At 48.5% G+C, this 26,303-nt stretch carries 29 protein-coding genes and 1 other RNA gene; 23 read left to right on the top strand and 7 right to left on the bottom strand.

The window, feature by feature from the left end:
* Positions 1–234: 234 nt before the first annotated feature.
* The 10 genes from serA to fucO all read left to right on the top strand — a co-directional run bounded on the left by serA (position 235) and on the right by fucO (position 8,552).
* Positions 235–1,467: a phosphoglycerate dehydrogenase gene (gene serA, locus C0K55_RS16115; protein ID WP_001151616.1), complete on the top strand. Its 1,233-nt coding sequence runs from the start codon at positions 235–237 to the stop codon at positions 1,465–1,467.
* A 255-nt stretch (positions 1,468–1,722) separates the two neighbouring features.
* Positions 1,723–1,767: a hypothetical protein gene (locus tag C0K55_RS27170; RefSeq protein ID WP_370567170.1), complete on the top strand. Its 45-nt coding sequence runs from the start codon at positions 1,723–1,725 to the stop codon at positions 1,765–1,767.
* 324 nt (positions 1,768–2,091) lie between these two features.
* The gene (locus C0K55_RS16110; RefSeq protein ID WP_000676303.1) at positions 2,092–2,574 is read left to right on the top strand and encodes a PTS sugar transporter subunit IIA; all 483 of its coding nucleotides are present in this window, start codon (positions 2,092–2,094) and stop codon (positions 2,572–2,574) included.
* Positions 2,575–2,594: 20 nt separating this feature from the next.
* The gene (locus tag C0K55_RS16105) at positions 2,595–2,873 is read left to right on the top strand and encodes a PTS sugar transporter subunit IIB (RefSeq protein WP_000725251.1); all 279 of its coding nucleotides are present in this window, start codon (positions 2,595–2,597) and stop codon (positions 2,871–2,873) included.
* Positions 2,874–2,904: 31 nt separating this feature from the next.
* The gene (locus C0K55_RS16100) at positions 2,905–4,272 is read left to right on the top strand and encodes a PTS galactitol transporter subunit IIC (protein WP_000346404.1); all 1,368 of its coding nucleotides are present in this window, start codon (positions 2,905–2,907) and stop codon (positions 4,270–4,272) included.
* 41 nt (positions 4,273–4,313) lie between these two features.
* Positions 4,314–5,807 carry a BglG family transcription antiterminator gene (locus C0K55_RS16095; protein WP_236942232.1) on the top strand — a complete coding sequence of 498 codons (1,494 nt, stop codon included), beginning with the start codon at positions 4,314–4,316 and terminating at the stop codon, positions 5,805–5,807.
* Positions 5,762–6,370 (top strand): PTS sugar transporter subunit IIA, encoded by a 609-nt coding sequence (locus C0K55_RS26640; protein ID WP_236942231.1) that lies wholly within the window; start codon positions 5,762–5,764, stop codon positions 6,368–6,370. The genes C0K55_RS16095 and C0K55_RS26640 overlap by 46 nt, the downstream gene beginning before the upstream one ends.
* A gap of 20 nt (positions 6,371–6,390) precedes the next feature.
* Positions 6,391–7,044, top strand: a complete 654-nt coding sequence (locus tag C0K55_RS16090) for a class II aldolase/adducin family protein (protein ID WP_000889975.1) — start codon at positions 6,391–6,393, stop codon at positions 7,042–7,044.
* 33 nt (positions 7,045–7,077) lie between these two features.
* Positions 7,078–7,344, top strand: coding sequence for an HPr family phosphocarrier protein (locus C0K55_RS16085; RefSeq protein WP_105266932.1), 267 nt, complete (start codon positions 7,078–7,080; stop codon positions 7,342–7,344).
* Positions 7,345–7,400: 56 nt separating this feature from the next.
* A complete protein-coding gene (fucO, locus tag C0K55_RS16080) occupies positions 7,401–8,552 on the top strand; it encodes a lactaldehyde reductase (RefSeq protein WP_000184888.1) in 1,152 nt (383 codons plus the stop codon).
* Positions 8,553–8,576: 24 nt separating this feature from the next.
* On the opposite strand, the gene C0K55_RS16075 is transcribed toward fucO, so the two are convergent.
* The 3 genes from C0K55_RS16075 to zapA form a co-directional block, all read right to left on the bottom strand.
* Complete coding sequence (locus C0K55_RS16075) at positions 8,577–9,179, bottom strand: 5-formyltetrahydrofolate cyclo-ligase (protein ID WP_105266931.1); 603 nt, start codon at positions 9,177–9,179, stop codon at positions 8,577–8,579.
* A gap of 20 nt (positions 9,180–9,199) precedes the next feature.
* Positions 9,200–9,383, bottom strand: a non-coding RNA gene (ssrS, locus tag C0K55_RS16070) — 6S RNA.
* Positions 9,384–9,424: 41 nt separating this feature from the next.
* Positions 9,425–9,754, bottom strand: coding sequence for a cell division protein ZapA (gene zapA / locus C0K55_RS16065; protein ID WP_001276008.1), 330 nt, complete (start codon positions 9,752–9,754; stop codon positions 9,425–9,427).
* Positions 9,755–9,921: 167 nt separating this feature from the next.
* Here zapA and ygfB point away from each other — a divergent pair, with 167 nt between their 5' ends.
* From ygfB to ubiI, 4 genes are read left to right on the top strand one after another with little or no spacing between them, the layout of a single operon-like run.
* A complete protein-coding gene (ygfB, locus tag C0K55_RS16055; RefSeq protein ID WP_001517036.1) occupies positions 9,922–10,500 on the top strand; it encodes a UPF0149 family protein YgfB in 579 nt (192 codons plus the stop codon).
* 25 nt (positions 10,501–10,525) lie between these two features.
* Complete coding sequence (gene pepP / locus C0K55_RS16050; protein WP_001290085.1) at positions 10,526–11,851, top strand: Xaa-Pro aminopeptidase; 1,326 nt, start codon at positions 10,526–10,528, stop codon at positions 11,849–11,851.
* The gene (ubiH, locus tag C0K55_RS16045) at positions 11,848–13,026 is read left to right on the top strand and encodes a 2-octaprenyl-6-methoxyphenyl hydroxylase (RefSeq protein WP_016262508.1); all 1,179 of its coding nucleotides are present in this window, start codon (positions 11,848–11,850) and stop codon (positions 13,024–13,026) included. Before pepP ends, ubiH begins: the two co-directional genes overlap by 4 nt.
* 22 nt (positions 13,027–13,048) lie before the next feature.
* Complete coding sequence (gene ubiI, locus C0K55_RS16040) at positions 13,049–14,251, top strand: FAD-dependent 2-octaprenylphenol hydroxylase (protein ID WP_016249166.1); 1,203 nt, start codon at positions 13,049–13,051, stop codon at positions 14,249–14,251.
* 73 nt (positions 14,252–14,324) lie between these two features.
* Here the strand turns inward: ubiI and C0K55_RS25960 are convergent, their stop codons facing one another.
* The gene (locus C0K55_RS25960) at positions 14,325–14,408 is read right to left on the bottom strand and encodes a hypothetical protein (RefSeq protein WP_122983120.1); all 84 of its coding nucleotides are present in this window, start codon (positions 14,406–14,408) and stop codon (positions 14,325–14,327) included.
* 290 nt (positions 14,409–14,698) lie between these two features.
* On the opposite strand from C0K55_RS25960, the gene gcvT reads away from it, so the two are divergent.
* The 3 genes from gcvT (at position 14,699) to gcvP (ending at position 19,198) form a co-directional block, all read left to right on the top strand.
* Positions 14,699–15,793: a glycine cleavage system aminomethyltransferase GcvT gene (gcvT, locus tag C0K55_RS16035; RefSeq protein ID WP_001517033.1), complete on the top strand. Its 1,095-nt coding sequence runs from the start codon at positions 14,699–14,701 to the stop codon at positions 15,791–15,793.
* A 23-nt stretch (positions 15,794–15,816) separates the two neighbouring features.
* The gene (gene gcvH, locus C0K55_RS16030; RefSeq protein WP_105266595.1) at positions 15,817–16,206 is read left to right on the top strand and encodes a glycine cleavage system protein GcvH; all 390 of its coding nucleotides are present in this window, start codon (positions 15,817–15,819) and stop codon (positions 16,204–16,206) included.
* A gap of 118 nt (positions 16,207–16,324) precedes the next feature.
* Complete coding sequence (gcvP, locus tag C0K55_RS16025) at positions 16,325–19,198, top strand: aminomethyl-transferring glycine dehydrogenase (protein WP_016262506.1); 2,874 nt, start codon at positions 16,325–16,327, stop codon at positions 19,196–19,198.
* A gap of 163 nt (positions 19,199–19,361) precedes the next feature.
* On the opposite strand, the gene bglA is transcribed toward gcvP, so the two are convergent.
* Positions 19,362–20,795: a 6-phospho-beta-glucosidase BglA gene (bglA, locus tag C0K55_RS16020; protein ID WP_001517031.1), complete on the bottom strand. Its 1,434-nt coding sequence runs from the start codon at positions 20,793–20,795 to the stop codon at positions 19,362–19,364.
* Positions 20,796–20,839: 44 nt separating this feature from the next.
* Between bglA and yqfB the strand changes: the two genes are divergently transcribed.
* Both yqfB and trhA read left to right on the top strand, forming a co-directional pair.
* Positions 20,840–21,151, top strand: coding sequence for a N(4)-acetylcytidine aminohydrolase (gene yqfB, locus C0K55_RS16015; protein WP_001182960.1), 312 nt, complete (start codon positions 20,840–20,842; stop codon positions 21,149–21,151).
* 162 nt (positions 21,152–21,313) lie between these two features.
* Positions 21,314–21,973 (top strand): PAQR family membrane homeostasis protein TrhA, encoded by a 660-nt coding sequence (gene trhA, locus C0K55_RS16010; RefSeq protein ID WP_001517030.1) that lies wholly within the window; start codon positions 21,314–21,316, stop codon positions 21,971–21,973.
* Between the two features lie 148 nt (positions 21,974–22,121).
* Here the strand turns inward: trhA and ygfZ are convergent, their stop codons facing one another.
* A complete protein-coding gene (gene ygfZ / locus C0K55_RS16005) occupies positions 22,122–23,102 on the bottom strand; it encodes a tRNA-modifying protein YgfZ (protein WP_000886070.1) in 981 nt (326 codons plus the stop codon).
* A 252-nt stretch (positions 23,103–23,354) separates the two neighbouring features.
* Here ygfZ and sdhE point away from each other — a divergent pair, with 252 nt between their 5' ends.
* Both sdhE and C0K55_RS15990 read left to right on the top strand, forming a co-directional pair.
* The gene (sdhE, locus tag C0K55_RS15995) at positions 23,355–23,621 is read left to right on the top strand and encodes an FAD assembly factor SdhE (RefSeq protein ID WP_000354045.1); all 267 of its coding nucleotides are present in this window, start codon (positions 23,355–23,357) and stop codon (positions 23,619–23,621) included.
* Positions 23,602–24,006 (top strand): protein YgfX, encoded by a 405-nt coding sequence (locus C0K55_RS15990; protein ID WP_000244789.1) that lies wholly within the window; start codon positions 23,602–23,604, stop codon positions 24,004–24,006. The genes sdhE and C0K55_RS15990 overlap by 20 nt, the downstream gene beginning before the upstream one ends.
* Before the next feature lie 33 nt (positions 24,007–24,039).
* On the opposite strand, the gene fldB is transcribed toward C0K55_RS15990, so the two are convergent.
* The gene (fldB, locus tag C0K55_RS15985; RefSeq protein WP_001055874.1) at positions 24,040–24,561 is read right to left on the bottom strand and encodes a flavodoxin FldB; all 522 of its coding nucleotides are present in this window, start codon (positions 24,559–24,561) and stop codon (positions 24,040–24,042) included.
* Between the two features lie 110 nt (positions 24,562–24,671).
* Here fldB and xerD point away from each other — a divergent pair, with 110 nt between their 5' ends.
* On the top strand, positions 24,672–25,568 hold the full coding sequence (gene xerD, locus C0K55_RS15980; protein WP_000806649.1) for a site-specific tyrosine recombinase XerD: 897 nt from the start codon (positions 24,672–24,674) through the stop codon (positions 25,566–25,568).
* Positions 25,569–25,592: 24 nt separating this feature from the next.
* Positions 25,593–26,303, top strand: coding sequence for a bifunctional protein-disulfide isomerase/oxidoreductase DsbC (gene dsbC / locus C0K55_RS15975; RefSeq protein ID WP_000715232.1), 711 nt, complete (start codon positions 25,593–25,595; stop codon positions 26,301–26,303).

The following is a 26,303-nucleotide window of genomic DNA, read 5'->3' as shown; positions in this document are numbered from 1 at the left end:
GTTAAAAATTTTTTTCATTGTTAAATTTGGTGACATCTGTCACGTTTTTAACCCTCTGTTACCTAACGCTCTAAACAAAGTCTTATCTCCAGCATTTTCTTCTGTTAATCAACCTTGTGTGATATTTCCTCAACATCGCGACGCAAACGTTCATATTGCCGCAATATTATTTTTTGATATGTTGAAAGGCGGATGTAAATCCACACACAACATTTCAAAGACAGGATTGGGTAAATGGCAAAGGTATCGCTGGAGAAAGACAAGATTAAGTTTCTGCTGGTAGAAGGCGTGCACCAAAAGGCGCTGGAAAGCCTTCGCGCGGCGGGTTACACCAACATCGAATTTCACAAAGGCGCGCTGGATGATGAACAATTAAAAGAATCCATCCGCGATGCCCACTTCATCGGCCTGCGATCCCGTACCCATCTGACAGAAGACGTGATCAATGCCGCAGAAAAGCTGGTCGCTATTGGTTGTTTCTGCATAGGCACAAACCAGGTTGATTTAAATGCTGCGGCAAAACGTGGGATCCCGGTATTTAACGCACCGTTTTCGAATACGCGTTCCGTTGCTGAGCTGGTGATTGGCGAACTTTTGCTGCTATTGCGCGGAGTGCCGGAGGCCAACGCTAAAGCGCACCGTGGCGTGTGGAACAAACTGGCGGCGGGTTCTTTTGAAGCTCGCGGCAAAAAGCTGGGTATCATTGGCTATGGTCATATTGGTACGCAGCTTGGCATTCTCGCGGAGTCGCTGGGGATGTATGTTTACTTCTATGATATTGAAAACAAACTGCCACTGGGCAACGCGACTCAAGTGCAACATCTTTCCGACCTGCTGAATATGAGCGACGTGGTAAGTCTGCATGTGCCAGAAAATCCGTCCACCAAAAATATGATGGGCGCGAAAGAGATTGCGCTGATGAAGCCCGGTTCGCTACTGATTAACGCCTCGCGCGGTACTGTAGTCGATATTCCGGCACTGTGTGACGCGCTGGCGAGCAAACACCTTGCTGGTGCGGCAATTGACGTATTCCCGACGGAACCGGCGACCAACAGTGATCCGTTTACCTCTCCGCTGTGCGAATTCGACAACGTCCTGCTGACGCCACACATTGGCGGTTCGACTCAGGAAGCGCAGGAGAATATCGGCCTGGAAGTTGCAGGAAAATTGATCAAGTACTCTGACAATGGCTCCACGCTTTCTGCGGTGAACTTCCCGGAAGTATCGCTGCCGTTGCACGGTGGTCGTCGTCTGATGCACATCCATGAAAACCGTCCGGGCGTGCTGACTGCGCTGAACAAAATATTTGCCGAGCAGGGCGTTAACATCGCCGCGCAGTACCTGCAAACGTCTGCTCAGATGGGCTACGTAGTTATTGATATTGAAGCCGATGAAGACGTTGCCGAAAAAGCATTGCAGGCCATGAAAGCTATTCCTGGCACCATTCGCGCCCGTTTGCTGTACTGATTCCCCTTCTCTGACAAACAACGGGCAGGTCGCTGACTTGCCCGTTTTTTTGTCCCTTTTCCCCATGCTTCTCACCACATTTGCAGGGTTGTGCAATCGCCTTTGTGAGCCTGCTCGAAGAAAGAAATCAAAGCCAGATCAATACGTTGTGTTTACTCGAAGAAGATTTACGATGGCGGTGCAGCATGGCGCTGTAACGGTAAAGCCCTCACCGAAGCGAGGGCTTAAAGGAGAAGGGGTATGATGTGACTTGTCATCATACTGATTGTACTGTTACTGATAAATTTGCCAGCTTATTAACAGTCAGTCTCAGGACCCTTACTCACTAAATTAGGTTAAAAAATAAACGATGTCAATCAGGGCGATGCAGGTGTGTCGTTTTGAGCCAATATAAATCTATATAAACAGTATCAGTCGTATTCTGGGGCGCTGGGGAAAAGTACTATATATGATCTATTCACATAATGAATATAGGTAAATTACATATATCAGAATATGTGATTTCAATCGCACATTTCATCACAATTGTGGACAACTTGCTGCCGAAAATTTGTGAGCAAATAATCTTGTGGTTTTTTAAATGAGATTTATTATTCCGTTATTACGATTTAATGGGGTGTTATTATGAAAGGAATTAATCAGAATTTTACTAATGTCATTAGATTCACGGATGACCTGGTTTTTCTTCGCCAGCGTTTTATCGACTCTGATGATTTCTTTCATACTGTAAATGAAAAACTTCTGGCTGCTAATTTGGTAACAATTGACTTTCTTCAGAATATTCGTTTGCGAGAGAGAGAATATCCTACCGGATTGGCGTTGGAATCGTTTTCAATTGCTATTCCTCATACAGATATTAAATTTATAAAAGAACCATTTGTCGCTTTTTATCAACTTGCCGAAGAGATGCCATGGAATGAAATGGGGGCAGACGAAAATAAACTTAAAATCAAATTTATTATATTGTTAGGACTGGTAGATACTTCCAGTCATATTGATTTTCTACAAAATCTGATCACCTTATTTTCAACTGAGAATCATGCAGATTGGTTAAGCAAAACCCAAAGTAGCCATGACGCTACTAATTACCTTAATAAATACATTTAATTAAATTATAAGGAATTATCATGAAAAAGATTGTTGTAGCCTGTGGTAGTGGCGTAGCAACTTCACAAACAGTAGCAAGTAAAGTGGGACGTTTGTTAAAAGAAAAAGGATTTGAAGATATCAGAATTGAGGTTGTCGATCTCAAATCTCTGGATAATCATCTCCGGGATTCTGTTGCTTATGTGGCGATTACAAAAATAGATAAGGAATATCCGATCCCTGTTATAAACGGCATCGCGTTTTTAACAGGGATCGGTATGGAACAAGAATTACAAAAAATTATTAATCTTTGCCAATAGACAATTATCACGTCTACAAGGAATAAATACTATGGATTTTCTTGCGCAAATAATTAATTACATCCTGAATTTAGGGGCTCCGGTTTTCGTGCCATTTATTATGCTGTTAGCTGGGCTTTGTGTCAAAATGCGTTTTAAAGAAGCCTGTTCGGCTGCAATAACACTTGGTGTGGCTTTTGTGGGCATGAGTATGCTTATCGGCTTTATGGTTGGAGCCATCGGTGTTGCTGCTGAAGCAATGATGAAACGAACAGGACTTGAACTTAGCATCATTGATGGTGGCTGGACCACAATGGCAAATATTTCATGGGCCTGGCCATATGCGTTTTTAATGTTCCCATTGCAGATTGGCATCAATATCCTGATGCTGATGTTAAAAAAGACCGATACTTTCAATGCAGATTTATGGAATGTCTGGGGGAAAATATTTACCGCATTTATCGTTATGGGGACGGTAACGCCACTGTTTGGCTCAACCTGGGCATTAGTGATAGCATTTATCATCGCCTCTTTGCAAATTATCCTCGAACTAAAGTCTGGTGACTTACACCAGTATCGTATCGAGAAAATGACCGGGATCCCGGGAATTACCTGCACGCACCGGATGATGTTTCTCGGTGCTATTTATTATCCCTTTGATGTGTTGTTACGCAAAATTCCTTTGTTGAATAAACCAATGGATGCGGCAACGTTACGTAAGAAAGTCGGGATCTTTGCGGAAAACCATGTTATTGGTTTCATCCTCGGGATACTTTTTGGCATCGTAGCGGGTTACGATGTGGCGAAAACCTTGATGTTGGGAATACAGGCGGCTACGGCGTTACATCTATTTCCTGTCATTTCGAAGTTTTTTATGCAGGCACTATCGCCACTCTCTGAAGCGATTAGTGATTACATGAATAAACGGTTTTCAGGACGTAAGCTCTTTGTTGGTATTGACTGGCCATTTCTTGGCGGGGCGAGTGAAATTTGGTTTGTTATTATTGTCGCAATTCCTCTTACCTTGCTCTGGGCTATAATCTTACCGGGGAATAAAATTCTTCCTTTTGCCGGCATTATTAACATAGTGTTAGTGGTTCCGGCCTATCTGTTAACGCAGGGTAATACTTTACGAATGGTCATTCTTAGTTTTATTGGTATTCCATTCTTTTTATTTGTGGGGACTGAGTTTGCACCCATAATTACTGAGCTGGGGAATGTGACCAAAGCGATAGACATTCCTGTAGGTAAGCTCATATCAAATAGCTGTATTGATGCACCAGTGTTTACCTATGCGTTTTCTCATTTATTTCAGTTTATGCAAGGGAATTTTGTTCCATTAGTAATGGCAATAATCTGGAGTATTGGCTTTTACTTTTATTGTCGAGAGTTATCACAGGACGCGAAACAAGTAGAGTAAAAATCCTAACCCGCAATACTTATAATAAAGAGGTTGTTACTATGATTGATAACCGTATTTATGCAGTGCTGAATGCCATAGTACGTGAACCTCTTATTACCAGTGGAGAGTTGTGTAAGAAATTTGTATTAACCAGGAAACAACTCAGTTATACATTGCTTAAAATAAATGACTATCTGGCGACGAAAGAACTTTTGCCAATTTCCCGTCAACGCAGCGGTGGTTTCAGTGTTGATGCTAATGTATTAGCACTTTTTTACAGCGATATTGAATATCAGCTTAACGAGCGTTATGTCTATAGCGAAAAAGAGCGACATTATATTATACTGTTTTTATTATTGTGTCGTAATGAGAGAATTAAACTTTTTCACTTTACTCAAACATTACGTGTAAGCCAGAATACTATTCTTAATGATATTAAGAAAATTAATTCAATAACTGATCGCTACGAAGTTCTGATCGTTTATGAAAGGAGGCAGGGCTATTTTATTGAGGGCAGTGAAATCCAAAAAAGATACTTATTACTGGAGGTTGTGACTTATTGTCTTTCCAGACCATTTTTTGAGGATTTCACTGTAGAAATTACTAAAAATGTTGAACTGCACCGGAGAGTGTTTGCTGATGCACTGACCTTAATTGAACATGAGTTTAAAATATTTCTGACCGATGAGAAAATCCAGCAACTGACTTTATACATGAGTCTGGTCATGCTACGAATTAGTGCCGGGAAAATTCTACATGCTTTGCCAGAACATCTCCATGAGGTCTACCGGACTCGTGAGTTTTTAATTATAGGTGAGATTTTAAATAAAGTAGGTATTAACCAGGTTTCTGAACAATCATTTTTAACGGCGATAATTCGTAGTGCAAATATTCAGACAATTTCAGATCGTTATTTTAATCTTGAGCCATTATTGCTAGAAGGGATAGTTGCTGTTGTTAATAATTTTGAGAAATTATGCTGTATTGCCTTTCGTGACAAGGATGAGTTGATTAACAAAATCTATCAACACTGGAAGCCAGCTTATTATCGCATTATTTATAATTTTACTTATGATTCTGGAGTTTATGAATTAATTGCTCAGGAGTTTAACTATCTTCATCAACTTGTCATTCGCTCAATTAGCCCGCTGGAGAGTTTGCTGCAGCAAGGACTACCGGAAGAGGAAGTTGCCTCATTGACGGTAATATTTGGGGGATGGTTAACGCGTGAGGGGTTGCTGCATAAGGTTAAAGTGAAAAAGTCTGGAGTTGTGGTGAGCTCAGGTAATGTCACGGTTTCTACATGGATTTTCTTGACGTTACAATCGCTGCTGCCTGAAATCTACTTTCAGGATATCTTGTCATTTCGCGAGTATGAAAAATATACTAAAGAGCATGACGTTATTTTTAGCACCAGCCTTTTTTCGACCCATCGCCCTTTGTTGCTAATTAATTTACCTTTTGATAATGGACAAAAAATACGCTACGCGGTCAGGCTCTTTCGTTATTGGGATATCAGGATAATGAATCTGTACAGGTTGAGAATGTTTTAGCTATCGTTGAACGGTATGGCACTATCCAACAACGAAAGGATCTTCGGACTGCTCTTGAAGATTACCTCTATAGCCATTCAAGACCCGTTAACAATTTAGTGGCAGCCCATCCGTTACCCTCTTTGGGCAGCTTGCTGCAGAAAGATTTTATCACTCTTGAGATGGATATACCAAAGACATGGCAAGAAGTTATTCATCAGGCAGCATTACCATTACTGAAAAATGGTGTAATCGAGTCATGTTATATATCTGCGATTATTAATAAGATTATTAACGAGCGGCCATATATTATGTTAGGGGAAGGGGTGATAATTGCTCATGCCGGAGTTGATGAAGGCGTTAATAAAATTGGCTTTTCATTATATCGATTACCACATCCGGTTCTGATAAATGATTATATATATGCAGATATTATCATTACATGTGCAACCCATAATACGCAGGGGCATTTAAAAGCTTTATCGCAGTTAAATAATTATCTTGAAGAATGCAATGGCGCAAAATTTATTCGTGACGCAGTAGATAAAGAAGTGATCATACGAGCGTTACAATACTACTCGTAATCAACAGAAGGAACGTTATTATGTTAGAAATACTAAAGCAGCAAGTTGTAGAAATGGCAAAAACGACCCAACAGTGGGGGATGTGTAAGCACAAAGCCGGGAATACCAGTGTCCGGGATCCAGAAACGGGGCTTATCTGTGTTACACCAACCACCGTTGACAAAAATGAATTAACCGTTCGGGATATCGTTGTCCTTTCTCCAGAGGGAGAAATTGTCGAAAACCTTTCCGGGCTGCGACCCACCAGTGAATGTATGATGCACCTACAGGCCTACCGGACACGGCAGGATATTCACGCTGTTTGTCATACGCATTCACGTTTTGCTTCCATTTTTGCAGTACTGGAAAAAAGTATCCCCGCGGTTATTTATGAATGTGCAATTTTAAATCTGCAACAGGGGATTGTACCCGTTGCACCATTTGCATTACCTGGTACTCAAGAGCTGGCATTAAGTATCATTGAGCCCCTACAACAAGCCGATGCTATTTTATTAGGTCGCCATGGAGCGATGACCGTTGATGTGTCGTCTTATGATGCTGTATTAAAATCCGCCTACCTGGAAGAACTGGCTGAAATTTATTATCACACACTACTGGTAAATGGTCTGCAGGAACCGAAAGTATTTAGTGGTGAGGAACTGGCATGCTGGTCGTATCCACAGGTTATTAGATGAGCCACTATTAGCTATAGAGAAATTAGGTGGCCTATGATTAAAGAAATAGTGTGGGTGACAAACAAAACGGGGCTTCATGCCCGACCTGCAAGTGTACTAGCGAAAACTATAAGACAATTTCAATGTGTGACAACCTTAAACTATAAGGGAAAAAATATCAAACCACACAGTGCGATGGCGTTATTAACGGCAGGTATCAAAGCTAACTCTCAAGTTGAACTGATTTGTGAAGGTGTTGATGAACAGCAAGCAATTTCGGAGTTGAAAAGATTATTTGCTATTGGTTTTGGTCATGATTAAACGAAAAATTTATTAATCCATTTATAACACAACATCCGTTGAATAAGGAAATCATTGTGACAAACAGAATCGTACTTAATCCCATTGCCTATTTTGGTAATGGGGCGATAAAACGCATCCTTGATGAAGTAAAAAAACGAAAATTAACAAAAGCATTTATTGTAACGGACTCAGAGATTGTCCGGTGCGGTGTAAACGAAAAAATAACTAACTTATTAAAGCACAACGATCTCACTTACACAGTATTCGATGGCGTTGAAGCGAATCCAACAATAGAAAATGTACAAGCTGGCGTCAGGGCGTTTAAGTGCAGTAATGCAGATTATTTGATTGCGGTAGGGGGCGGTTCTTCAATCGATACGGCTAAAGCAATTGGAATAATTATTGCTAATCCTGGTTTTGCCGATGTTCGTTCTCTGGAAGGGGGCGCAGCCACAGAGAACCCTGCGATACCGACTATTGCTGTTCCAACTACAGCGGGGACTGCGGCAGAAGTGACCATTAACTATGTCATCACAGATGTGGAGAATAGGCGCAAATTTGTTTGTTACGATCCACATTCTGTACCAGTGGCTTCAATTATTGATGCAGACATGATGTCTTCTATGCCGCCATCATTAAAAGCGGCAACCGGGATTGATGCACTCACACATGCGATTGAAGGTTACACCACTCTCGGCGCATGGACGTTGACAGATATGTTCCATATACAAGCGATTGGACTCATTGCCGATGCGCTAAGAGCTTCCGTGGCAGGAGATACACAGGCGAGCGAAGATATGGCGCTGGGACAATACATTGCCGGGATGGGCTTTTCAAATGTTGGGTTGGGGTTGGTGCACGGCATGGCGCACCCGTTGAGTGCATTTTACGGTACGCCTCATGGCGTGGCGAATGCTGTTTTGCTACCGTCTATCATGGAGTGGAATGCGGAATTTACCGAGGAGAAATATCGCAATATAGCGGCAGCGTTTGATATACCGCAAGCGTATACCATGCCATTATCCGAAGCGCGTAGAGAGGCAGTGAACGCGGTTCGAAGACTTAATCAGGATATCGGTATTCCATCACGCTTACGCGAAATTGGGATGAAAGAAGAGGATGTGATGGCTTTAGCGACTGCCGCTATGGCTGACATTTGTACAGGGGGCAATCCTCGGCCTGTAACCTTGACGGATATCCAGCAGCTTTATCGTCAAATGTATTAATTACTCTATGGGAGTGTGTCGTCCTCACCACTCCCAGACTTTTGACGGTGTAACCACCGCAGGTAGCGGAATATCCCACTCTTCGACAGGAAGTTTTTCTACTAACTGACAATCATGTGCATAACCAACTGGCTGCATTTTATAGTGCTGCCAGTTTTGCAATGTCCGATCATAAAAACCGCCACCCATTCCCAGGCGTTGACCGTTCTTATCAAAGGCTACCAGCGGCGTTATGAGGACATCTAATTGGGAAAGGGGAAGTACATCGCGCACGTCCAGTTTCGGCTCGTGGATTTTTAATCTGTTCACCACCAGTTCACTTTGCGGATGGTAATTCAGGAACAGTAAGTTACCGACACTAAAGGGATGCAAAACTGGAAGATATACGCGCTTACCGGCATGCCAGAGCTGTTCTATGAGCGGTTGGGTGTCGAGTTCGCCATCAAATGAGAGAAAAACGGCAACCGTATGCGCCATTACAACAGGGAGGTAGTTCATCATCCGGGTTGCGGCCTGCTGACCCATTTCGCGTTGTTGCTCCGGCGTTAAGGCACGACGGCGATGCCGAATCATTTTACGGATTTCTTGTCGGGATAATGTAAGTGGAAGTTCTGGTAGTTGTGTCATGGCTGGTGCCAGATAAGAAGGGAATCTCCGAGATGCCGCCGCAGGCTGTAACCCTTGAACCCTTGGTTCAAGGTGAATGTGTCGTCGCAGTTTTAAGGCTTCTCGGACGAACCGAGCATGCTCACCAACCACGGAGCGCCACATTCTTGTGGTATGAAATATCGGCTCAGGGGACTGGCCCGCTTGCGAACATCTCAGAGAAATTTTGTCTTCACGTTTACTCTACCACAGTAAACCGAAAAGTGTCATTCAAAGTTTTGGTTCGTTTTTTCGGTGATGCGACCTTGTTCAAGTAACGCTTGTTCTATGGTCTGTTGCAGCATCCGAATACGCTGTTCCATACTTGCCGCGTAGTCACGAGTCTTCGCTTTTTCTTGCGCTAACTCATAGCTGATGTTCAATGCAGCAATGAAAACCAACTGTTCTGTATTTGTGACTCTAGTGCGTTCTTTCAGATCTTGCAACCGTTGGTTCAGATCGTCCGCAGCCTGATTCAACGCATCCCTTTGGTCAGGCGGGCAGTTCACACGCAGTGAACGGCCAAAAATTTGGATATCGACGGGTTGTGCAGACATGCCACCTTCCTGCTGATTGACTGCGCTGCCTTCGCCTTCAGACCTTTGGTCTGCGAAGGGGCGAAACTATAGCTACCCTGGTGCAATGAGACAAGCCCTTTTCTGGTTCACCAGGGTCCAAAGTGATAGCATATCATGAATCTTCCTCCCTTTGATGTCGAATGCTTATGTCTATACAGAACGAAATGCCTGGTTACAACGAGATGAACCAGTATCTGAACCAACAAGGGACAGGTCTGACCCCTGCTGAAATGCATGGTTTAATCAGCGGGATGCTTTGCGGTGGCAATGATGACAGCTCATGGCTACCGCTGCTTCATGACCTGACGAACGAAGGCATGGCTTTCGGTCATGAGCTGGCACAGGCATTGCGTAAAATGCACTCTGCTACCAGCGATGCCCTGCAAGATGACGGCTTCCTTTTTCAGCTTTATCTGCCTGATGGCGATGATGTCAGCGTTTTCGATCGCGCTGATGCACTGGCAGGCTGGGTAAATCACTTCCTGCTTGGTCTTGGCGTCACACAACCGAAGCTCGACAAAGTGACCGGTGAAACCGGTGAAGCTATTGACGATTTGCGTAACATTGCACAACTGGGCTACGACGAAGACGAAGATCAGGAAGAGCTGGAAATGTCCCTCGAAGAGATCATTGAATACGTTCGTGTTGCTGCGCTGTTATGTCACGACACCTTTACCCATCCGCAACCGACCGCGCCAGAAGTACAAAAGCCGACTCTACACTAAAAACAAAAAACGTAAGGAGAGTGTTATGAGTGAGATATCTCAGCAAGAATTTCAGCGCCGCCGCCAGGCTTTACTGGCGCAAATGCAACCTGCCAGCGCCGCGCTGATTTTCGCAGCGCCAGAAGTGACCCGTAGCGCCGACAGCGAATATCCCTATCGTCAAAACAGCGACTTCTGGTACTTCACTGGCTTTAATGAGCCAGAAGCAGTGCTGGTGCTGATTAAAAGCGATGACACTCATAACCACAGCGTTCTGTTTAACCGCGTTCGCGACCTGACGGCAGAGATCTGGTTTGGCCGTCGCCTGGGGCAAGATGCCGCACCGGAAAAACTAGGCGTTGACCGCGCACTGGCGTTCAGCGAAATCAATCAGCAACTTTATCAACTACTTAACGGTCTGGATGTGGTTTACCATGCCCAGGGCGAATATGCGTATGCTGATGAAATAGTGAACAGTGCACTGGAAAAACTGCGTAAAGGCTCGCGGCAAAATCTCACCGCTCCGGCAACGATGATCGACTGGCGCCCTGTTGTTCATGAAATGCGCCTGTTCAAATCGCCAGAAGAGATTGCCGTACTTCGCCGCGCTGGTGAAATCACCGCACTGGCGCACACTCGGGCGATGGAAAAATGCCGTCCAGGAATGTTTGAGTACCATCTGGAAGGCGAAATTCACCACGAATTTAACCGCCACGGCGCACGTTATCCTTCCTACAACACCATTGTCGGCAGCGGTGAAAATGGCTGCATTTTGCATTACACCGAAAACGAGTGTGAACTGCGCGACGGCGACCTGGTGTTGATTGACGCGGGGTGTGAATATAAAGGTTACGCTGGCGATATTACCCGCACCTTCCCGGTCAATGGCAAATTCACTCAGGCACAGCGTGAAATCTACGACATTGTGCTGGAGTCTCTTGAAACCAGTTTGCGCCTGTATCGTCCGGGAACCTCCATTCAGGAAGTCACGGGTGAAGTGGTGCGTATCATGATTAGCGGCCTGGTAAAACTGGGGATCCTGAAAGGTGACGTCGATGAACTGATCGCCCAAAATGCCCATCGTCCTTTCTTTATGCATGGCCTTAGCCACTGGTTAGGTCTGGATGTTCATGATGTGGGTGTTTATGGTCAGGATCGCTCGCGCATTCTTGAACCGGGTATGGCTTTGACCGTAGAGCCGGGGCTGTATATCGCGCCGGATGCAGATGTGCCGGAACAATATCGCGGTATCGGCATTCGTATTGAAGACGATATTGTGATTACTGAAACCGGTAACGAAAACCTCACCGCCAGCGTGGTGAAAAAGCCGGAAGAAATCGAAGCATTGATGGCGGCCGCGAGAAAGCAATGAGCGTAATCATCGTCGGTGGCGGCATGGCTGGCGCGACGCTGGCGCTGGCTATTTCCCGGTTAAGTCACGGGGCGCTGCCGGTACATCTGATTGAAGCGACTGCACCGGAATCACATGTTCATCCTGGCTTTGATGGCCGAGCTATTGCGCTGGCGGCGGGCACCTGCCAGCAACTGGCGCGCATCGGCGTCTGGCAATCTCTGGCTGATTGCGCAACTGCCATCACCACTGTTCATGTCAGCGATTGCGGTCATGCTGGATTCGTCACCCTCGCCGCAGAAGATTATCAACTGGCGGCACTGGGGCAGGTTGTTGAGTTGCACAATGTCGGGCAACGGCTGTTTACATTGTTGCGCAAAGCGCCTGGCGTGACGCTGCACTGTCCGGATCGCGTTGCTAACGTTTCTCGTACTCAGGATAACGTTGCCGTAACGCTGGAGAGTGGCGAGACGCTGACGGGGCGTGTGCTGGTTGCGGCTGATGGTACGCATTCAGCATTAGCGACCACCTGCGGCGTTGACTGGCAGCAAGAGCCTTACGAACAACTGGCAGTGATTGCTAATGTTGCTACCTCTGTTGCGCATGAAGGCCGTGCTTTTGAGCGCTTTACGCAATATGGCCCGCTGGCGATGTTGCCGATGTCTGGCGGACGTTGTTCGCTGGTCTGGTGTCACCCGCTGGAACGGGGCGATGAGGTCATGGCGTGGAGCGACGAGACGTTTTGCCGTGAACTCCAGTCCGCTTTTGGCTGGCGTCTGGGGCAAATTACCCACGCCGGTAAACGCAGTGCTTATCCGCTGGCGTTAACCCGCGCCGCTAAACCCATTACCCATCGCACCGTGCTGGTGGGTAATGCAGCGCAAACCCTGCATCCGATTGCCGGACAAGGATTTAACCTCGGTATGCGTGATGTTATGAGCCTTGCAGAAACCCTGACTCAGGCGCAAGAACGTGGTGAAGACATTGGTGATTACGGCGTATTGTGCCGCTACCAGCAGCGTCGGCAGAGCGATCGCGAAGCGACTATCGGCGTTACGGACAGTCTGGTGCATCTTTTTGCCAACCGTTGGGTGCCGCTGGTTGTCGGGCGCAACCTCGGGCTGATGGCGATGGAATTATTCACTCCGGCACGCGATGTGCTGACGCAGCGCACCCTCGGTTGGGTGGCGCGTTGAAGGCGGTTTTAAGGAATAAACAATGCAAAGTGTTGATGTAGCCATTGTTGGCGGCGGCATGGTGGGGCTGGCGGTTGCCTGCGGCTTACAGGGGAGCGGCTTACGCGTCGCCGTACTGGAACAGCGTGTACCGGAACCTCTGGCGGCGGATGCACCACCACAACTGCGCGTTTCGGCTATCAATGCCGCCAGCGAAAAATTACTTACCCGTCTTGGCATCTGGCAGGACATTCTCTCCCGTAGAGCCAGTTGCTATCACGGTATGGAAGTGTGGGATAAAGACAGTTTTGGTCACATCTCTTTTGACGATCAAAGCATGGGCTATAGCCATCTTGGGCATATTGTTGAAAACGCAGTGATTCACTACGCGCTGTGGAACAAAGCGCAACAGTCGTCAGATATCACCCTGTTTGCCCCTGCAGAATTACAGCAAGTCGCCTGGGGGGAAAACGAAACCTTCCTGACGCTGAAAGACGGCAGCATGTTAACGGCGCGTCTGGTGATTGGCGCGGACGGGGCAAATTCCTGGTTGCGCAACAAAGCCGATATCCCGCTGACTTTCTGGGATTATCAGCATCACGCGCTGGTAGCGACCATTCGTACTGAAGAACCACATGAAGCGGTGGCGCGCCAGGTTTTCCACGGTGAAGGCATTCTGGCTTTTTTGCCGCTGAGCGATCCGCATCTTTGCTCGATTGTCTGGTCATTACCTCCTCAGGAGGCGCAGCGGATGCAGCAGGCGAGCGAAGATGAATTTAATCGCGCATTAAATATCGCTTTTGATAATCGCCTGGGCTTATGCAAGGTTGAGAGCGAGCGTCAGGTGTTCCCGTTGACGGGGCGTTATGCCCGCCAGTTTGCCGCTCACCGTCTGGCGTTGGTGGGCGACGCCGCACATACCATTCACCCGCTGGCGGGGCAGGGGGTGAATCTCGGCTTTATGGATGCCGCAGAGCTGATTGCCGAACTGAAACGTCTGCACCGTCAGGGCAAAGACATCGGGCAGTACATTTACTTGCGTCGCTATGAACGCAGCCGCAAGCACAGTGCGGCGCTGATGCTGGCAAGTATGCAAGGATTCCGCGATCTCTTTTCCGGAGCTAATCCGGCGAAAAAACTGCTGCGCGATATTGGTTTGAAACTGGCCGACACGCTGCCTGGCGTTAAGCCGCAGCTTATTCGTCAGGCAATGGGGTTAAATGATTTGCCTGAATGGTTGCGTTAAAAAGTTCTCCTCTGTTGTTTATTTGATACCCATCACACTTTAATCTCCCGGTTTTTCTGTCGGGAGATTTTCCTCATTTGAAATAAACTAATTTCACCTTCAATTTCGCATTATATTTTCTAATGTTACGATTTTTTGATTTAGTGATTTTTGACATATTTTCAGTTCTTAATATTGCTTTATCCAAATTCAATTTCTTAATGCATTGTATTTATATAAAAATAAAATCAATTTTTGGTTTTTTATTCTGTTGAGATTTTTTCGTTTTTTAACCATAAGCTAATGTGATGATCAATTTTACCTTATGGTTAACCGTCTATTTCGGTGGTAAGTTCAGAGAAAAGAGAACGATTGCGTTGGGGACCGGGAGTGGCTCCGATGCTGGGTTTCGTGGTGATAATTTCACTGTGAAAAAGTTGTCAGCCCCGCTTATTCAATGAGGACAAGATGGCACAACAGACTCCTTTGTACGAACAACACACGCTTTGCGGCGCACGCATGGTGGATTTCCATGGCTGGATGATGCCGCTGCATTACGGTTCGCAAATCGACGAACATCATGCGGTACGAACCGATGCCGGAATGTTTGATGTGTCGCATATGACCATCGTCGATCTCCGCGGCAGCCGCACCCGGGAGTTTCTGCGTTATCTGCTGGCGAACGATGTGGCGAAGCTCACCAAAAGTGGCAAAGCGCTCTACTCCGGGATGTTGAATGCCTCTGGCGGAGTGATAGATGACCTGATCGTTTACTACTTCACTGAAGATTTCTTCCGCCTCGTTGTTAACTCCGCCACCCGCGAAAAAGACCTCTCCTGGATAACCCAACACGCTGAACCCTTCGGCATTGAAATTACCGTTCGTGATGATCTTTCCATGATTGCCGTACAAGGGCCGAATGCTCAGGTAAAAGCTGCCACACTGTTTAATGACGCCCAGCGTCAGGCGGTGGAAGGCATGAAGCCGTTCTTTGGCGTGCAGGCGGGCGATCTGTTTATTGCCACCACCGGTTATACCGGCGAAGCGGGCTATGAAATTGCGCTGCCAAATGAAAAAGCAGCAGATTTCTGGCGTGCGCTGGTGGAAGCGGGCGTTAAGCCATGCGGTCTGGGTGCGCGTGATACGCTGCGTCTGGAAGCGGGCATGAATCTTTATGGTCAGGAGATGGACGAAACCATCTCGCCGCTGGCAGCCAACATGGGCTGGACCATCGCCTGGGAACCGACTGACCGTGACTTCATCGGTCGTGAAGCCCTGGAAGTGCAGCGTGAACATGGCACAGAGAAACTGGTTGGTCTGGTGATGACCGAAAAAGGTGTGCTGCGTAATGAACTGCCGGTGCGTTTTACCGACGCGCAGGGTAATCAGCATGAAGGCATTATTACCAGCGGGACTTTCTCCCCAACGCTGGGTTACAGCATTGCGCTGGCGCGTGTGCCGGAAGGCATTGGCGAAACGGCGATTGTGCAAATTCGCAACCGTGAAATGCCGGTAAAAGTGACTAAACCTGTTTTTGTGCGTAACGGCAAAGCCGTCGCGTGATTTACTTTTTTGGAGATTGATTGATGAGCAACGTACCAGCAGAACTGAAATACAGCAAAGAACACGAATGGCTGCGTAAAGAAGCTGACGGCACTTACACCGTTGGCATCACCGAGCATGCTCAGGAACTGTTAGGCGATATGGTGTTTGTTGACCTGCCGGAAGTGGGCGCAACGGTAAGCGCGGGCGATGACTGCGCGGTTGCCGAATCAGTAAAAGCGGCGTCAGACATTTATGCGCCAGTAAGCGGTGAAATCGTAGCGGTGAACGACGCACTGAGCGACTCCCCGGAACTGGTAAACAGCGAGCCATACACTGGCGGCTGGATCTTTAAAATCAAAGCCAGCGATGAAAGCGAACAGGAATCACTGCTGGACGCCACCGCATACGAAGCATTGTTAGAAGACGAGTAACGGCTTTATCCCTCTTCTTTGGGAGAGGGGCAGGGTGAGGAAAATTTACGCCTCACCCTTACTCTCTTCGCAAGAAGGGAGGTTCACAATTCACTGCACGTTTCAGGAACCATCGCTCATGACACAGACGTTAAGCCAGCTTGAAAACAGCGGCGCTTTTATTGAACGCCATATCGGACCGGACGCCGCGCAACAGCAAGAAATGCTGAATGCCGTTGGCGCACAATCGTTAAACGCGCTGATCGGCCAGATTGTGCCGAAAGATATTCAGCTTGCGACCCCGCCGCAGGTTGGCGCACCGGCGACCGAATACGCCGCGCTGGCGGAACTCAAGGCTATTGCCAGTCGCAATAAACGCTTCACGTCTTACATCGGCATGGGTTACACCGCCGTGCAGTTGCCGCCGGTTATTCTGCGCAACATGCTGGAAAATCCGGGCTGGTATACCGCGTATACCCCGTATCAGCCTGAAGTCTCCCAGGGCCGCCTCGAAGCCCTGCTCAACTTCCAGCAGGTAACGTTGGATCTGACCGGGCTGGATATGGCTTCGGCGTCTCTGCTGGACGAAGCTACTGCTGCCGCTGAAGCAATGGCGATGGCTAAACGCGTCAGCAAACTGAAAAATGCCAATCGCTTCTTCGTTGCTTCTGACGTTCATCCGCAAACGCTGGATGTGGTTCGCACCCGTGCAGAAACCTTTGGTTTTGAAGTGATTGTCGATGACGCGCAAAAAGTGCTCGATCATCAGGAAGTGTTCGGCGTGCTGTTACAGCAGGTTGGCACTACCGGTGAAATCCACGATTACACAACGCTTATCAGCGAACTGAAATCACGCAAAATTGTGGTCAGTGTTGCCGCTGACATTATGGCACTGGTGCTGCTTACTGCACCGGGCAAACAGGGCGCGGATATTGTCTTTGGTTCGGCGCAACGCTTCGGTGTGCCGATGGGCTACGGTGGCCCGCACGCGGCCTTCTTTGCGGCGAAAGATGAATATAAACGTTCTATGCCGGGCCGTATTATTGGTGTATCGAAAGATGCCGCGGGCAATACCGCGCTGCGCATGGCGATGCAGACTCGCGAACAACATATTCGCCGCGAGAAAGCGAACTCCAACATTTGTACTTCCCAGGTACTGCTGGCAAACATCGCCAGCCTGTATGCCGTTTATCACGGTCCGGTTGGCCTGAAACGCATCGCTAACCGCATTCATCGTCTGACCGATATTCTGGCTGCTGGCCTGCAACAAAAAGGTCTGAAGCTGCGCCATGCGTACTATTTCGACACGTTGTGTGTAGACGTAGCCGACAAAGCAGGCGTGCTGGCGCGTGCCGAAGCGGCTGAAATCAACCTGCGTAGCGACATTCTGAACGCCGTGGGGATCACCCTTGATGAAACCACGACGCGTGAAAACGTGATGCAGCTTTTCAGCGTGCTGCTGGGCGATAATCACGGGCTGGATATCGACACGCTGGACAAAGACGTGGCTCACGACAGCCGCTCTATCCAGCCTGCAATGTTGCGCGACGATGAAATCCTGACGCACCCGGTATTTAATCGCTACCACAGCGAAACCGAAATGATGCGCTATATGCATTCGCTGGAGCGTAAAGATCTGGCGCTGAATCAGGCGATGATCCCGCTGGGTTCCTGCACCATGAAACTGAACGCCGCCGCCGAGATGATCCCGATCACCTGGCCGGAGTTTGCTGAACTGCACCCATTCTGCCCACCGGAGCAGGCCGAAGGTTATCAACAGATGATTGCGCAACTGGCTGACTGGCTGGTCAAACTGACTGGTTATGACACCGTCTGTATGCAGCCGAACTCCGGTGCTCAGGGTGAATACGCGGGCCTGCTGGCGATTCGTCATTACCATGAAAGCCGCAACGAAGGGCATCGTGATATCTGCCTGATCCCGGCATCTGCCCACGGGACTAACCCAGCTTCTGCGCATATGGCGGGAATGCAGGTGGTGGTCGTGGCATGTGATAAAAACGGCAATATCGATTTGACTGACCTGCGCGCGAAAGCGGAACAGGCTGGCGATAATCTCTCCTGCATCATGGTGACTTATCCATCCACCCACGGTGTGTACGAAGAAACAATCCGTGAAGTGTGTGAAATCGTGCATCAGTTTGGCGGTCAGGTTTACCTTGATGGCGCAAACATGAACGCCCAGGTCGGCATCACTTCACCGGGCTTTATTGGTGCGGACGTTTCGCACCTCAACCTGCATAAAACTTTCTGTATTCCGCACGGCGGTGGCGGCCCGGGTATGGGGCCGATCGGTGTGAAATCGCATCTGGCACCGTTTGTGCCGGGTCATAGCGTGGTACAAATCGAAGGCATGTTAACCCGTCAGGGCGCGGTTTCTGCGGCACCGTTCGGTAGTGCATCCATTCTGCCAATCAGTTGGATGTACATTCGCATGATGGGCGCAGAAGGGCTTAAAAAAGCAAGCCAGGTAGCAATTCTTAACGCCAACTATATTGCCAGCCGCCTGCAGGATGCCTTCCCGGTGCTGTATACCGGTCGCGATGGTCGCGTGGCGCACGAATGTATTCTCGATATTCGTCCGCTGAAAGAAGAAACCGGCATCAGCGAGCTGGATATAGCCAAACGTCTGATCGACTACGGTTTCCACGCGCCGACAATGTCATTCCCGGTTGCGGGGACGCTGATGGTGGAACCGACTGAATCCGAAAGCAAAGTGGAGCTGGATCGCTTTATTGACGCGATGCTGGCTATCCGTGCGGAAATTGACCAGGTGAAAGCCGGAGTCTGGCCGCTGGAAGATAACCCGTTGGTAAACGCGCCGCACATTCAGAACGAACTGGTTGCTGAGTGGGGGCATCCGTACAGCCGTGAAATTGCGGTGTTCCCGGCAGGCGTGGCAGACAAATACTGGCCGACGGTGAAACGTCTGGACGATGTTTACGGCGACCGTAACCTGTTCTGTTCCTGCGTACCGATTAGCGAATACCAGTAATTAACTGATTTGACTATCTTCTAAAGGCGCTTCGGCGCCTTTTTAGTTTGTTAATAAGGTGCGCTTTGTGTGTCGGATGAAGCGTAAATACAAAATCCTGGAGTTCAATATATGACAGGAGCTCCAGGCCTGATGAGCGGGGCGCATCAGGCACATCGGCTAATTAAAGTTTCTCGCCGTTGCTGGCGATCACCTCTTTGTACCAGTTAAAGCTCTTCTTACGTGAACGCGACATATCACCAGTACCGTCGTCATGCTTATTCACATAGATAAAACCGTAGCGTTTGCTGTACTGCCCGGTGGTGAATGATACGCAGTCGATGCAGCCCCACGGCGTGTAGCCCATCAGATCGACGCCATCGTAAGTCACCGCTTTTTTCATCTCTTCAATGTGGGCGCGCAGGTAATCAATGCGGTAGTCATCGTTGATGCTGCCGTCCTCTTCTACTTTATCGTAAGCGCCAAAACCGTTTTCGACGATAAATAGAGGCTTCTGATAACGCTCATACAGTTCGCAGAGCGCGTAACGCAGACCCACCGGATCAATCTGCCAGCCCCAGTCAGAGGCTTTCACATATGGGTTCGGCACGCTGCCTTCGAAACCAGAAATCGCATCACCGGTGCCGCCTTCGGCTTTTACCGCGTTGGTCATGTAATAGCTGAAGCCGAGATAATCGCAGGTGCCTTCGCGCAGTACATTCAGATCGCCATCTTCCATTTTGATGTTAAATCCGCGACGCTCCCACTCGTTCAACACATAGGACGGGTAATAGCCGCGCAGTTGCACATCGGTAAAGACATAACGTTCGCGCATCGATTCCTGGGCGAACATCACATCGTCCGGGTTACAGGAGTAAGGATAAAGTGGCACCATTGCCAGCATACAACCGACTTTCATCTCCGGGTTGATGCGACGTGCCGCTTTCACCGCCAGGGCGCTGGCAACAAACTGATGATGCAGCACCTGGTACATCGTCTCTTCTGGATTTTCATGTTCGGTATAAACCACGCCAGAGCAGCAATAGCCAAACAGCGGTGCGCGCCAGTTACGCTGGTTGTTAATCTCGTTGAAGGTCATCCAGTATTTGACTTTGTGCTTATAGCGTTCAAACACCACTTCAGCAAAACGTACAAAGAAATCAACCACCTTACGGTTGGTCCAACTGCCGTATTGCTGCACCAGATGTAGCGGCATTTCAAAGTGAGAAAGGGTGATCACCGGTTCAATGTTGTATTTCAGCAGTTCATCGAACAGGGCGTCGTAAAACTTCAGCCCTTCTTCATTAGGCTGGGCTTCATCGCCTTTCGGGAAAATGCGCGTCCAGGCGATGGAAGTACGAAAACATTTGAAGCCCATTTCGGCAAACAGCTTGATGTCTTCCTTATAGTGACCATAAAAATCTACCGCTTCATGGTTCGGATAGTATTTGCCTGGCAAGACTTCTTTGGTGATTTCGCGCGGTACGCCGTGTGCGCCGCCGGTCAGAACGTCACAAATGCTTGGCCCTTTGCCGCCTTTGTTCCAGCCGCCTTCGACCTGATGGGCGGCAACTGCGCCGCCCCATAAGAAATCTTTCGGTAAGGTGAGTTTTTTCACTATCATAGGCTCCAAATGAGTCAATTCTTACAGGAAATATTACCATGCAGCCAAACGACATCACTTTTTTTCAACGTTTCCAGGATGACATTCTGGCTGGGCGTAAAACCATCACCATCCGTGACGAATCTGAATCGCACTTTAAAACGGGCGATGTACTTCGCGTCGGGCGCTTTGAAGATGATGGCTATTTTTGCACTATTGAAGTCACCGCAACTTCAACAGTGACGCTGGATACTCTCACAGAAAAACATGCGCAACAGGAAAATATGACTCTGGCTGAACTGAAAAAGGTCATTGCTGACATCTATCCCGGTCAGACGCAGTTTTATGTAATTGAATTTAAATGCCTTTAAGTTGAACTAACGCCTGTTAGCTGAAACTTTATATTTAATTTCATGATTTTTCGGAGATTACTCTCAAATCAGAATTTATTTTAGCTAACAGGTGTTCACTGGAACTATTCTCAGTTACGCTGGAGTTGCAATCACGCGCGTGGACGTTCTCCGGAGTAAGTTATGGTTCAGAAGCCCCTCTCTAAACAGGGATATTCGCTGGCAGAGGAAATTGCCAATAGTGTCAGTCATGGTATCGGACTGGTGTTTGGCATTGTCGGGCTGGTGTTACTACTGGTTCAGGCTGTTGATCTCAACGCCAGCGCCACGGCGATAACCAGTTATAGCCTCTATGGCGGTAGTATGATCCTGCTGTTTCTGGCCTCGACGCTGTATCACGCTATTCCCCATCAACGGGCAAAAATGTGGCTGAAGAAATTTGACCACTGCGCCATTTATCTGTTGATTGCCGGAACTTACACACCTTTTTTGCTGGTGGGGCTGGATTCACCGCTGGCGCGCGGGCTGATGATTGTTATCTGGAGCATGGCGCTGCTGGGGATTCTGTTCAAGCTGACCATCGCGCACCGATTTAAAATATTATCGCTGGTGACCTATCTGGCTATGGGCTGGTTGTCGCTGGTGGTTATTTATGAAATGGCAGTGAAGCTCGCGGCGGGCAGCGTTACCTTACTGGCGGTAGGCGGCGTGGTTTACTCGCTTGGCGTAATTTTCTACGTCTGCAAACGCATCCCATACAACCATGCCATCTGGCACGGATTTGTGCTCGGCGGCAGCGTGTGCCATTTCCTGGCGATCTATTTGTATATTGGGCAGGCGTAATTGGCGCACAACCGCCGGATACGGCGGTTGTGCGCCTTATCCGGCTTACGGGTAGCGTGCCCATTGTGAAAACAGATACCCACTCCCATGCCTGATAAGACGTGTCAGCGCCGCATCAGGCAATAGATGCCAGGAGCGATACAGAGATTTACTCTTCCAGCGAATAAGGTAGCGGCTCGATATGCAGCGTATTCGCATCGTCACGAACGCGGAAGATGCTGTCCGGCTCCATATCGTTATTCATGACTACCTGAACCACGACATGACCATCGTCCAGTTTTACCGCCGCCAGTACGGTTCCGGTACGACGCCAGTTCTCGCCCATTTTCAGTTCTAAGTCTTCACCCACTTCCGGCACACGACTGGCACTACCCGCCAGCAACCAGAGTGCACGTTTGTTGGCCCCGCGGAATTTAGCTCGTGCCACCATCTCTTGTCCGGTGTAGCAACCCTTCTTAAAGCTGATCCCACCCAGCGCCTGAATATTCGTCGCTTGTGGGATAAACTGCCCACTGTTGGCCGCGTCAATCACCGGGAAACCCGCTTCAATATTCAACGCCAGCCACTGTTGGCTATTGTTCAACTCCGCTTCACCGCGAAGTTTATCGGTCAGCATATTGGCGGTGGCTTCATCGGTGACGATCAGAAAACGCTCTGCCGGATGTTCAAACCAAAGTAGGGTTGTCGCGCCTTCTCTGACTACCTGTTTTTCCTGAGTCGGCAGCTCACTGAAAAGATTCGCTAACGCGGCGCGCGCCTGGAACCCGGCAACACCGAGCAGTACACGTTCATCGTCCGGGACGATAGTCACTTTAGAGAAGACCGCATATTTTTTCAGTTCGGTAAGCTGGTTGTCGCGCACGCTGCGACGTTCAATCCAGGCAAAACCGTCGCCGTCGCGGAACAGACGTAAATTGCTCCACATCTTACCTTTGGCATCGCAGTGCGCGGCAAGCAGATGCTGGTCTTCGGTCATCTGGCTGACATCTGCCGTTACCTGGCCCTGCATATATTTTTCGCTATCTGCGCCGGTAATGGTGGCAAGCGCCCAATCATCAAGCGTCATCAACGTCAGCGGTAAACGGGCAGAAGCCGTGGGCTGACGGGGAGGAAAAGGTGTAAAAGCCATAATGGAGTCCTGTTTTACAAACGGCGTAATTAATGACTAATGGTAAAAGAGCTATGGGGCATTGCAAGTGCTTTCACTACGCGATCCGTGCCTTCTGATTCGCTTTGCGAGATGACTTCCAAAAAAATGAAGCCATTGAATTGTTGTGGATTAATTTCGCGATCGCGATTGTGTTTACCGATATTCCCGCAAAAGAAGTCGAAAAACACGTTACAATATCCTGGTACTGGATTTTCGTGAGACAGGAAGAAAATGGATATTAACAACAAAGCCCGCATTCATTGGGCATGCCGCCGCGGTATGCGTGAACTCGATATTTCAATCATGCCGTTTTTCGAACATGAGTACGACAGCTTAAGCGATGACGAAAAACGCATCTTTATTCGTCTGCTGGAATGCGACGATCCGGACCTGTTCAACTGGCTGATGAATCATGGTAAACCTGCCGATGCAGAACTGGAAATGATGGTCAGACTCATTCAGACACGGAACCGGGATCGTGGTCCTGTGGCAATCTGAATTACGCGTCTCCTGGCGCGCGCAGTGGCTTTCCCTGCTGATTCATGGGCTGGTTGCCGCAGTTATTTTACTCATGCCATGGCCACTTAGTTACACCCCGCTATGGCTGGTGTTGCTTTCGCTGGTGGTGTTTGATTGCGTTCGCAGCCAGCGACGCATTAATTCCCGTCAGGGAGAGATTCGCCTGCTGATGGATGGGCGTTTACGTTGGCAAGGACAGGAATGGAGCATCGTCAAAACGCCGTGGATGATTAAAAGCGGCATGATGTTACGTTTACGTTCTGATAGCGGCAAACGTCAGCATTTGTGGCTGGCAGCAGACAGCATGGACGAAGCCGAATGGCGTGATTTACGGCGAATTTTGTTACAGCAAGAGATACGATGACGGCGAAGCAAATACGCTAAGCCGTCAGGGAAATCAGGCGTAGTGTTCCGCCATTTCATTAAGAATTTGCTCGCACCAGCTCTGAATACGCTCATCGCTGAGGTCATACTGGTTGGTTTCATCCAGCGCCAGGCCGACAAACAGTTGTCCGTCAGCAATAACGGGTTTCGGGCTGGTGAATTCATATCCTTCCGTTGGCCAGTAACCGACGAACTTCACGCCTTTGGTTGAGAGTTTGTCATGCAGCATTCCGAGCGCATCGAGGAACCACTCGCCATACCCGAGTTGATCGCCCAGCCCATATAGCGCAACAATTTTACCTTCGAGGTTCAGGTCGTCGAGCTGATCCCAGACGGCCTCCCAATCCTCCTGGATTTCACCAAAATCCCAGGTCGGAATTCCCAGAATGAGCACATCGTATTGCTCCATTAATTTAGGGGAGTCGTCCTTGAGGTTATGTAAGGTCACCAGTTCTGGACCGATAATATCGCGGATTTTTTCCGCCGCCATTTCGGTGTAACAGGTGCTGGAACCGTAAAAAAGACCCATATTCATAACGTAAGCTTCTCGATTCTGCTGTGGCTTTTGCGGCTAGTGTATCAGAATCGTTTTAGTCACGGCACAATAAGGCATAATGCATCAAACGAGAAATGTAAGGGGCGCAAGTGAAACAAGATTTGGCACGCATCGAGCAATTTCTTGATGCCCTGTGGCTGGAAAAAAATCTGGCAGAAAATACGTTGAACGCATATCGCCGCGATCTGTCAATGATGGTGGAGTGGTTGCATCATCGTGGGCTAACGCTGGCAACGGCGCAAAGTGGTGACTTACAGGCATTATTGGCAGAACGGCTGGAGGGCGGGTATAAAGCCACCAGTTCAGCCCGTTTATTGAGTGCGGTGCGCCGATTGTTCCAGTATCTTTACCGCGAAAAGTTTCGTGAAGACGATCCCAGTGCGCATCTTGCTTCACCGAAATTACCCCAGCGCTTACCGAAAGATTTAAGTGAAGCGCAGGTCGAAAGGTTATTGCAGGCACCGCTGGTGGATCAGCCACTGGAACTGCGTGACAAAGCGATGCTCGAAGTGTTGTATGCTACCGGGTTGCGCGTTTCTGAACTTGTCGGTCTGACGATGAGTGATATCAGCTTGCGTCAGGGGGTGGTGCGGGTAATAGGTAAAGGCAACAAAGAGCGACTGGTGCCGTTAGGTGAAGAGGCGGTCTACTGGCTGGAAACCTATCTGGAACATGGGCGACCGTGGTTGTTAAACGGTGTGTCGATTGACGTACTGTTTCCCAGCCAGCGCGCGCAGCAAATGACGCGGCAGACTTTCTGGCATCGCATTAAACACTATGCTGTGCTGGCGGGGATCGACAGCGAAAAGTTATCGCCGCACGTGTTGCGTCACGCCTTTGCCACCCATTTGTTAAATCATGGTGCGGATTTACGTGTGGTGCAGATGTTGCTGGGTCACAGTGATCTCTCCACGACTCAAATTTATACGCATGTCGCCACTGAGCGTCTGCGGCAACTTCATCAACAGCATCACCCGCGGGCGTGATAGCTGAAAAGAACAGGATGATTTATGAAGAAAGGTTTTATGTTGTTTACTTTGTTGGCGACGTTTTCTGGCTTTGTTCAGGCGGATGACGCGGCAATACAACAAACGTTAGCTAAAATGGGCATCAAAAGCAGCGATATTCAGCCCGCGCCCGTTGCTGGTATGAAAACAGTGCTAACTAACAGCGGCGTGCTGTATATCACCGATGACGGTAAACACATCATTCAGGGGCCAATGTATGATGTTAGCGGCGTGGCACCGGTCAACGTCACCAACCAGATGCTGTTAAAGCAACTGAATGCGCTGGAAAAAGAGATGATTATCTACAAAGCGCCGCAAGAAAAGCACGTCATCACCGTGTTTACCGACATTACCTGCGGTTACTGCCACAAACTGCATGAGCAGATGGCTGACTACAACGCGCTGGGGATCACCGTGCGTTATCTCGCGTTCCCGCGTCAGGGGCTGGAAAGCCAGGCGGAGCAACAAATGAAAGCCATTTGGTGTGCAAAAGATAAAAACAAAGCCTTTGATGACGTAATGGCAGGCAAAGCCGTTACTCCGGCAAGTTGCGATATCGATATTGCCGACCATTACGCACTTGGCGTACAGCTTGGTGTTAGTGGTACTCCGGCGGTTGTGCTGAATAACGGTACTCTGGTGCCGGGCTACCAGCCGCCGAAAGAGATGAAAGCATTCCTCGACGAACATCAAAAAATGACCAGCGGTAAATAA

Origin of the sequence: Escherichia sp. MOD1-EC6098 (genome assembly GCF_002965865.1) — a bacterium.
Taxonomy (GTDB): Bacteria; Pseudomonadota; Gammaproteobacteria; order Enterobacterales; family Enterobacteriaceae; genus Escherichia; species Escherichia marmotae.
Note: the sequence above shows the minus strand (reverse complement) of the source record. Positions and strands in the feature narration are given on the sequence as shown.

Bases quoted from the DNA above. Each gene is read 5' to 3' on its own strand.
- zapA (WP_001276008.1), bottom strand. From the start codon at position 9,754: ATGTCTGCACAACCCGTCGATATCCAAATTTTTGGCCGTTCACTGCGT.
- C0K55_RS16105 (WP_000725251.1), top strand. From the start codon at position 2,595: ATGAAAAAGATTGTTGTAGCCTGTGGTAGTGGCGTAGCAACTTCACAA.
- gcvH (WP_105266595.1), top strand. From the start codon at position 15,817: ATGAGCAACGTACCAGCAGAACTGAAATACAGCAAAGAACACGAATGG.
- serA (WP_001151616.1), top strand. From the start codon at position 235: ATGGCAAAGGTATCGCTGGAGAAAGACAAGATTAAGTTTCTGCTGGTA.
- gcvT (WP_001517033.1), top strand. From the start codon at position 14,699: ATGGCACAACAGACTCCTTTGTACGAACAACACACGCTTTGCGGCGCA.
- C0K55_RS16075 (WP_105266931.1), bottom strand. From the start codon at position 9,179: ATGACACAACTACCAGAACTTCCACTTACATTATCCCGACAAGAAATC.
- ubiI (WP_016249166.1), top strand. From the start codon at position 13,049: ATGCAAAGTGTTGATGTAGCCATTGTTGGCGGCGGCATGGTGGGGCTG.
- C0K55_RS16095 (WP_236942232.1), top strand. From the start codon at position 4,314: ATGATTGATAACCGTATTTATGCAGTGCTGAATGCCATAGTACGTGAA.
- pepP (WP_001290085.1), top strand. From the start codon at position 10,526: ATGAGTGAGATATCTCAGCAAGAATTTCAGCGCCGCCGCCAGGCTTTA.
- ubiH (WP_016262508.1), top strand. From the start codon at position 11,848: ATGAGCGTAATCATCGTCGGTGGCGGCATGGCTGGCGCGACGCTGGCG.
- C0K55_RS25960 (WP_122983120.1), bottom strand. From the start codon at position 14,408: ATGTCAAAAATCACTAAATCAAAAAATCGTAACATTAGAAAATATAAT.
- C0K55_RS16090 (WP_000889975.1), top strand. From the start codon at position 6,391: ATGTTAGAAATACTAAAGCAGCAAGTTGTAGAAATGGCAAAAACGACC.
- C0K55_RS16110 (WP_000676303.1), top strand. From the start codon at position 2,092: ATGAAAGGAATTAATCAGAATTTTACTAATGTCATTAGATTCACGGAT.
- fldB (WP_001055874.1), bottom strand. From the start codon at position 24,561: ATGAATATGGGTCTTTTTTACGGTTCCAGCACCTGTTACACCGAAATG.
- C0K55_RS16085 (WP_105266932.1), top strand. From the start codon at position 7,078: ATGATTAAAGAAATAGTGTGGGTGACAAACAAAACGGGGCTTCATGCC.
- dsbC (WP_000715232.1), top strand. From the start codon at position 25,593: ATGAAGAAAGGTTTTATGTTGTTTACTTTGTTGGCGACGTTTTCTGGC.
- trhA (WP_001517030.1), top strand. From the start codon at position 21,314: ATGGTTCAGAAGCCCCTCTCTAAACAGGGATATTCGCTGGCAGAGGAA.
- yqfB (WP_001182960.1), top strand. From the start codon at position 20,840: ATGCAGCCAAACGACATCACTTTTTTTCAACGTTTCCAGGATGACATT.
- gcvP (WP_016262506.1), top strand. From the start codon at position 16,325: ATGACACAGACGTTAAGCCAGCTTGAAAACAGCGGCGCTTTTATTGAA.
- ygfB (WP_001517036.1), top strand. From the start codon at position 9,922: ATGTCTATACAGAACGAAATGCCTGGTTACAACGAGATGAACCAGTAT.
- sdhE (WP_000354045.1), top strand. From the start codon at position 23,355: ATGGATATTAACAACAAAGCCCGCATTCATTGGGCATGCCGCCGCGGT.
- C0K55_RS16100 (WP_000346404.1), top strand. From the start codon at position 2,905: ATGGATTTTCTTGCGCAAATAATTAATTACATCCTGAATTTAGGGGCT.
- ygfZ (WP_000886070.1), bottom strand. From the start codon at position 23,102: ATGGCTTTTACACCTTTTCCTCCCCGTCAGCCCACGGCTTCTGCCCGT.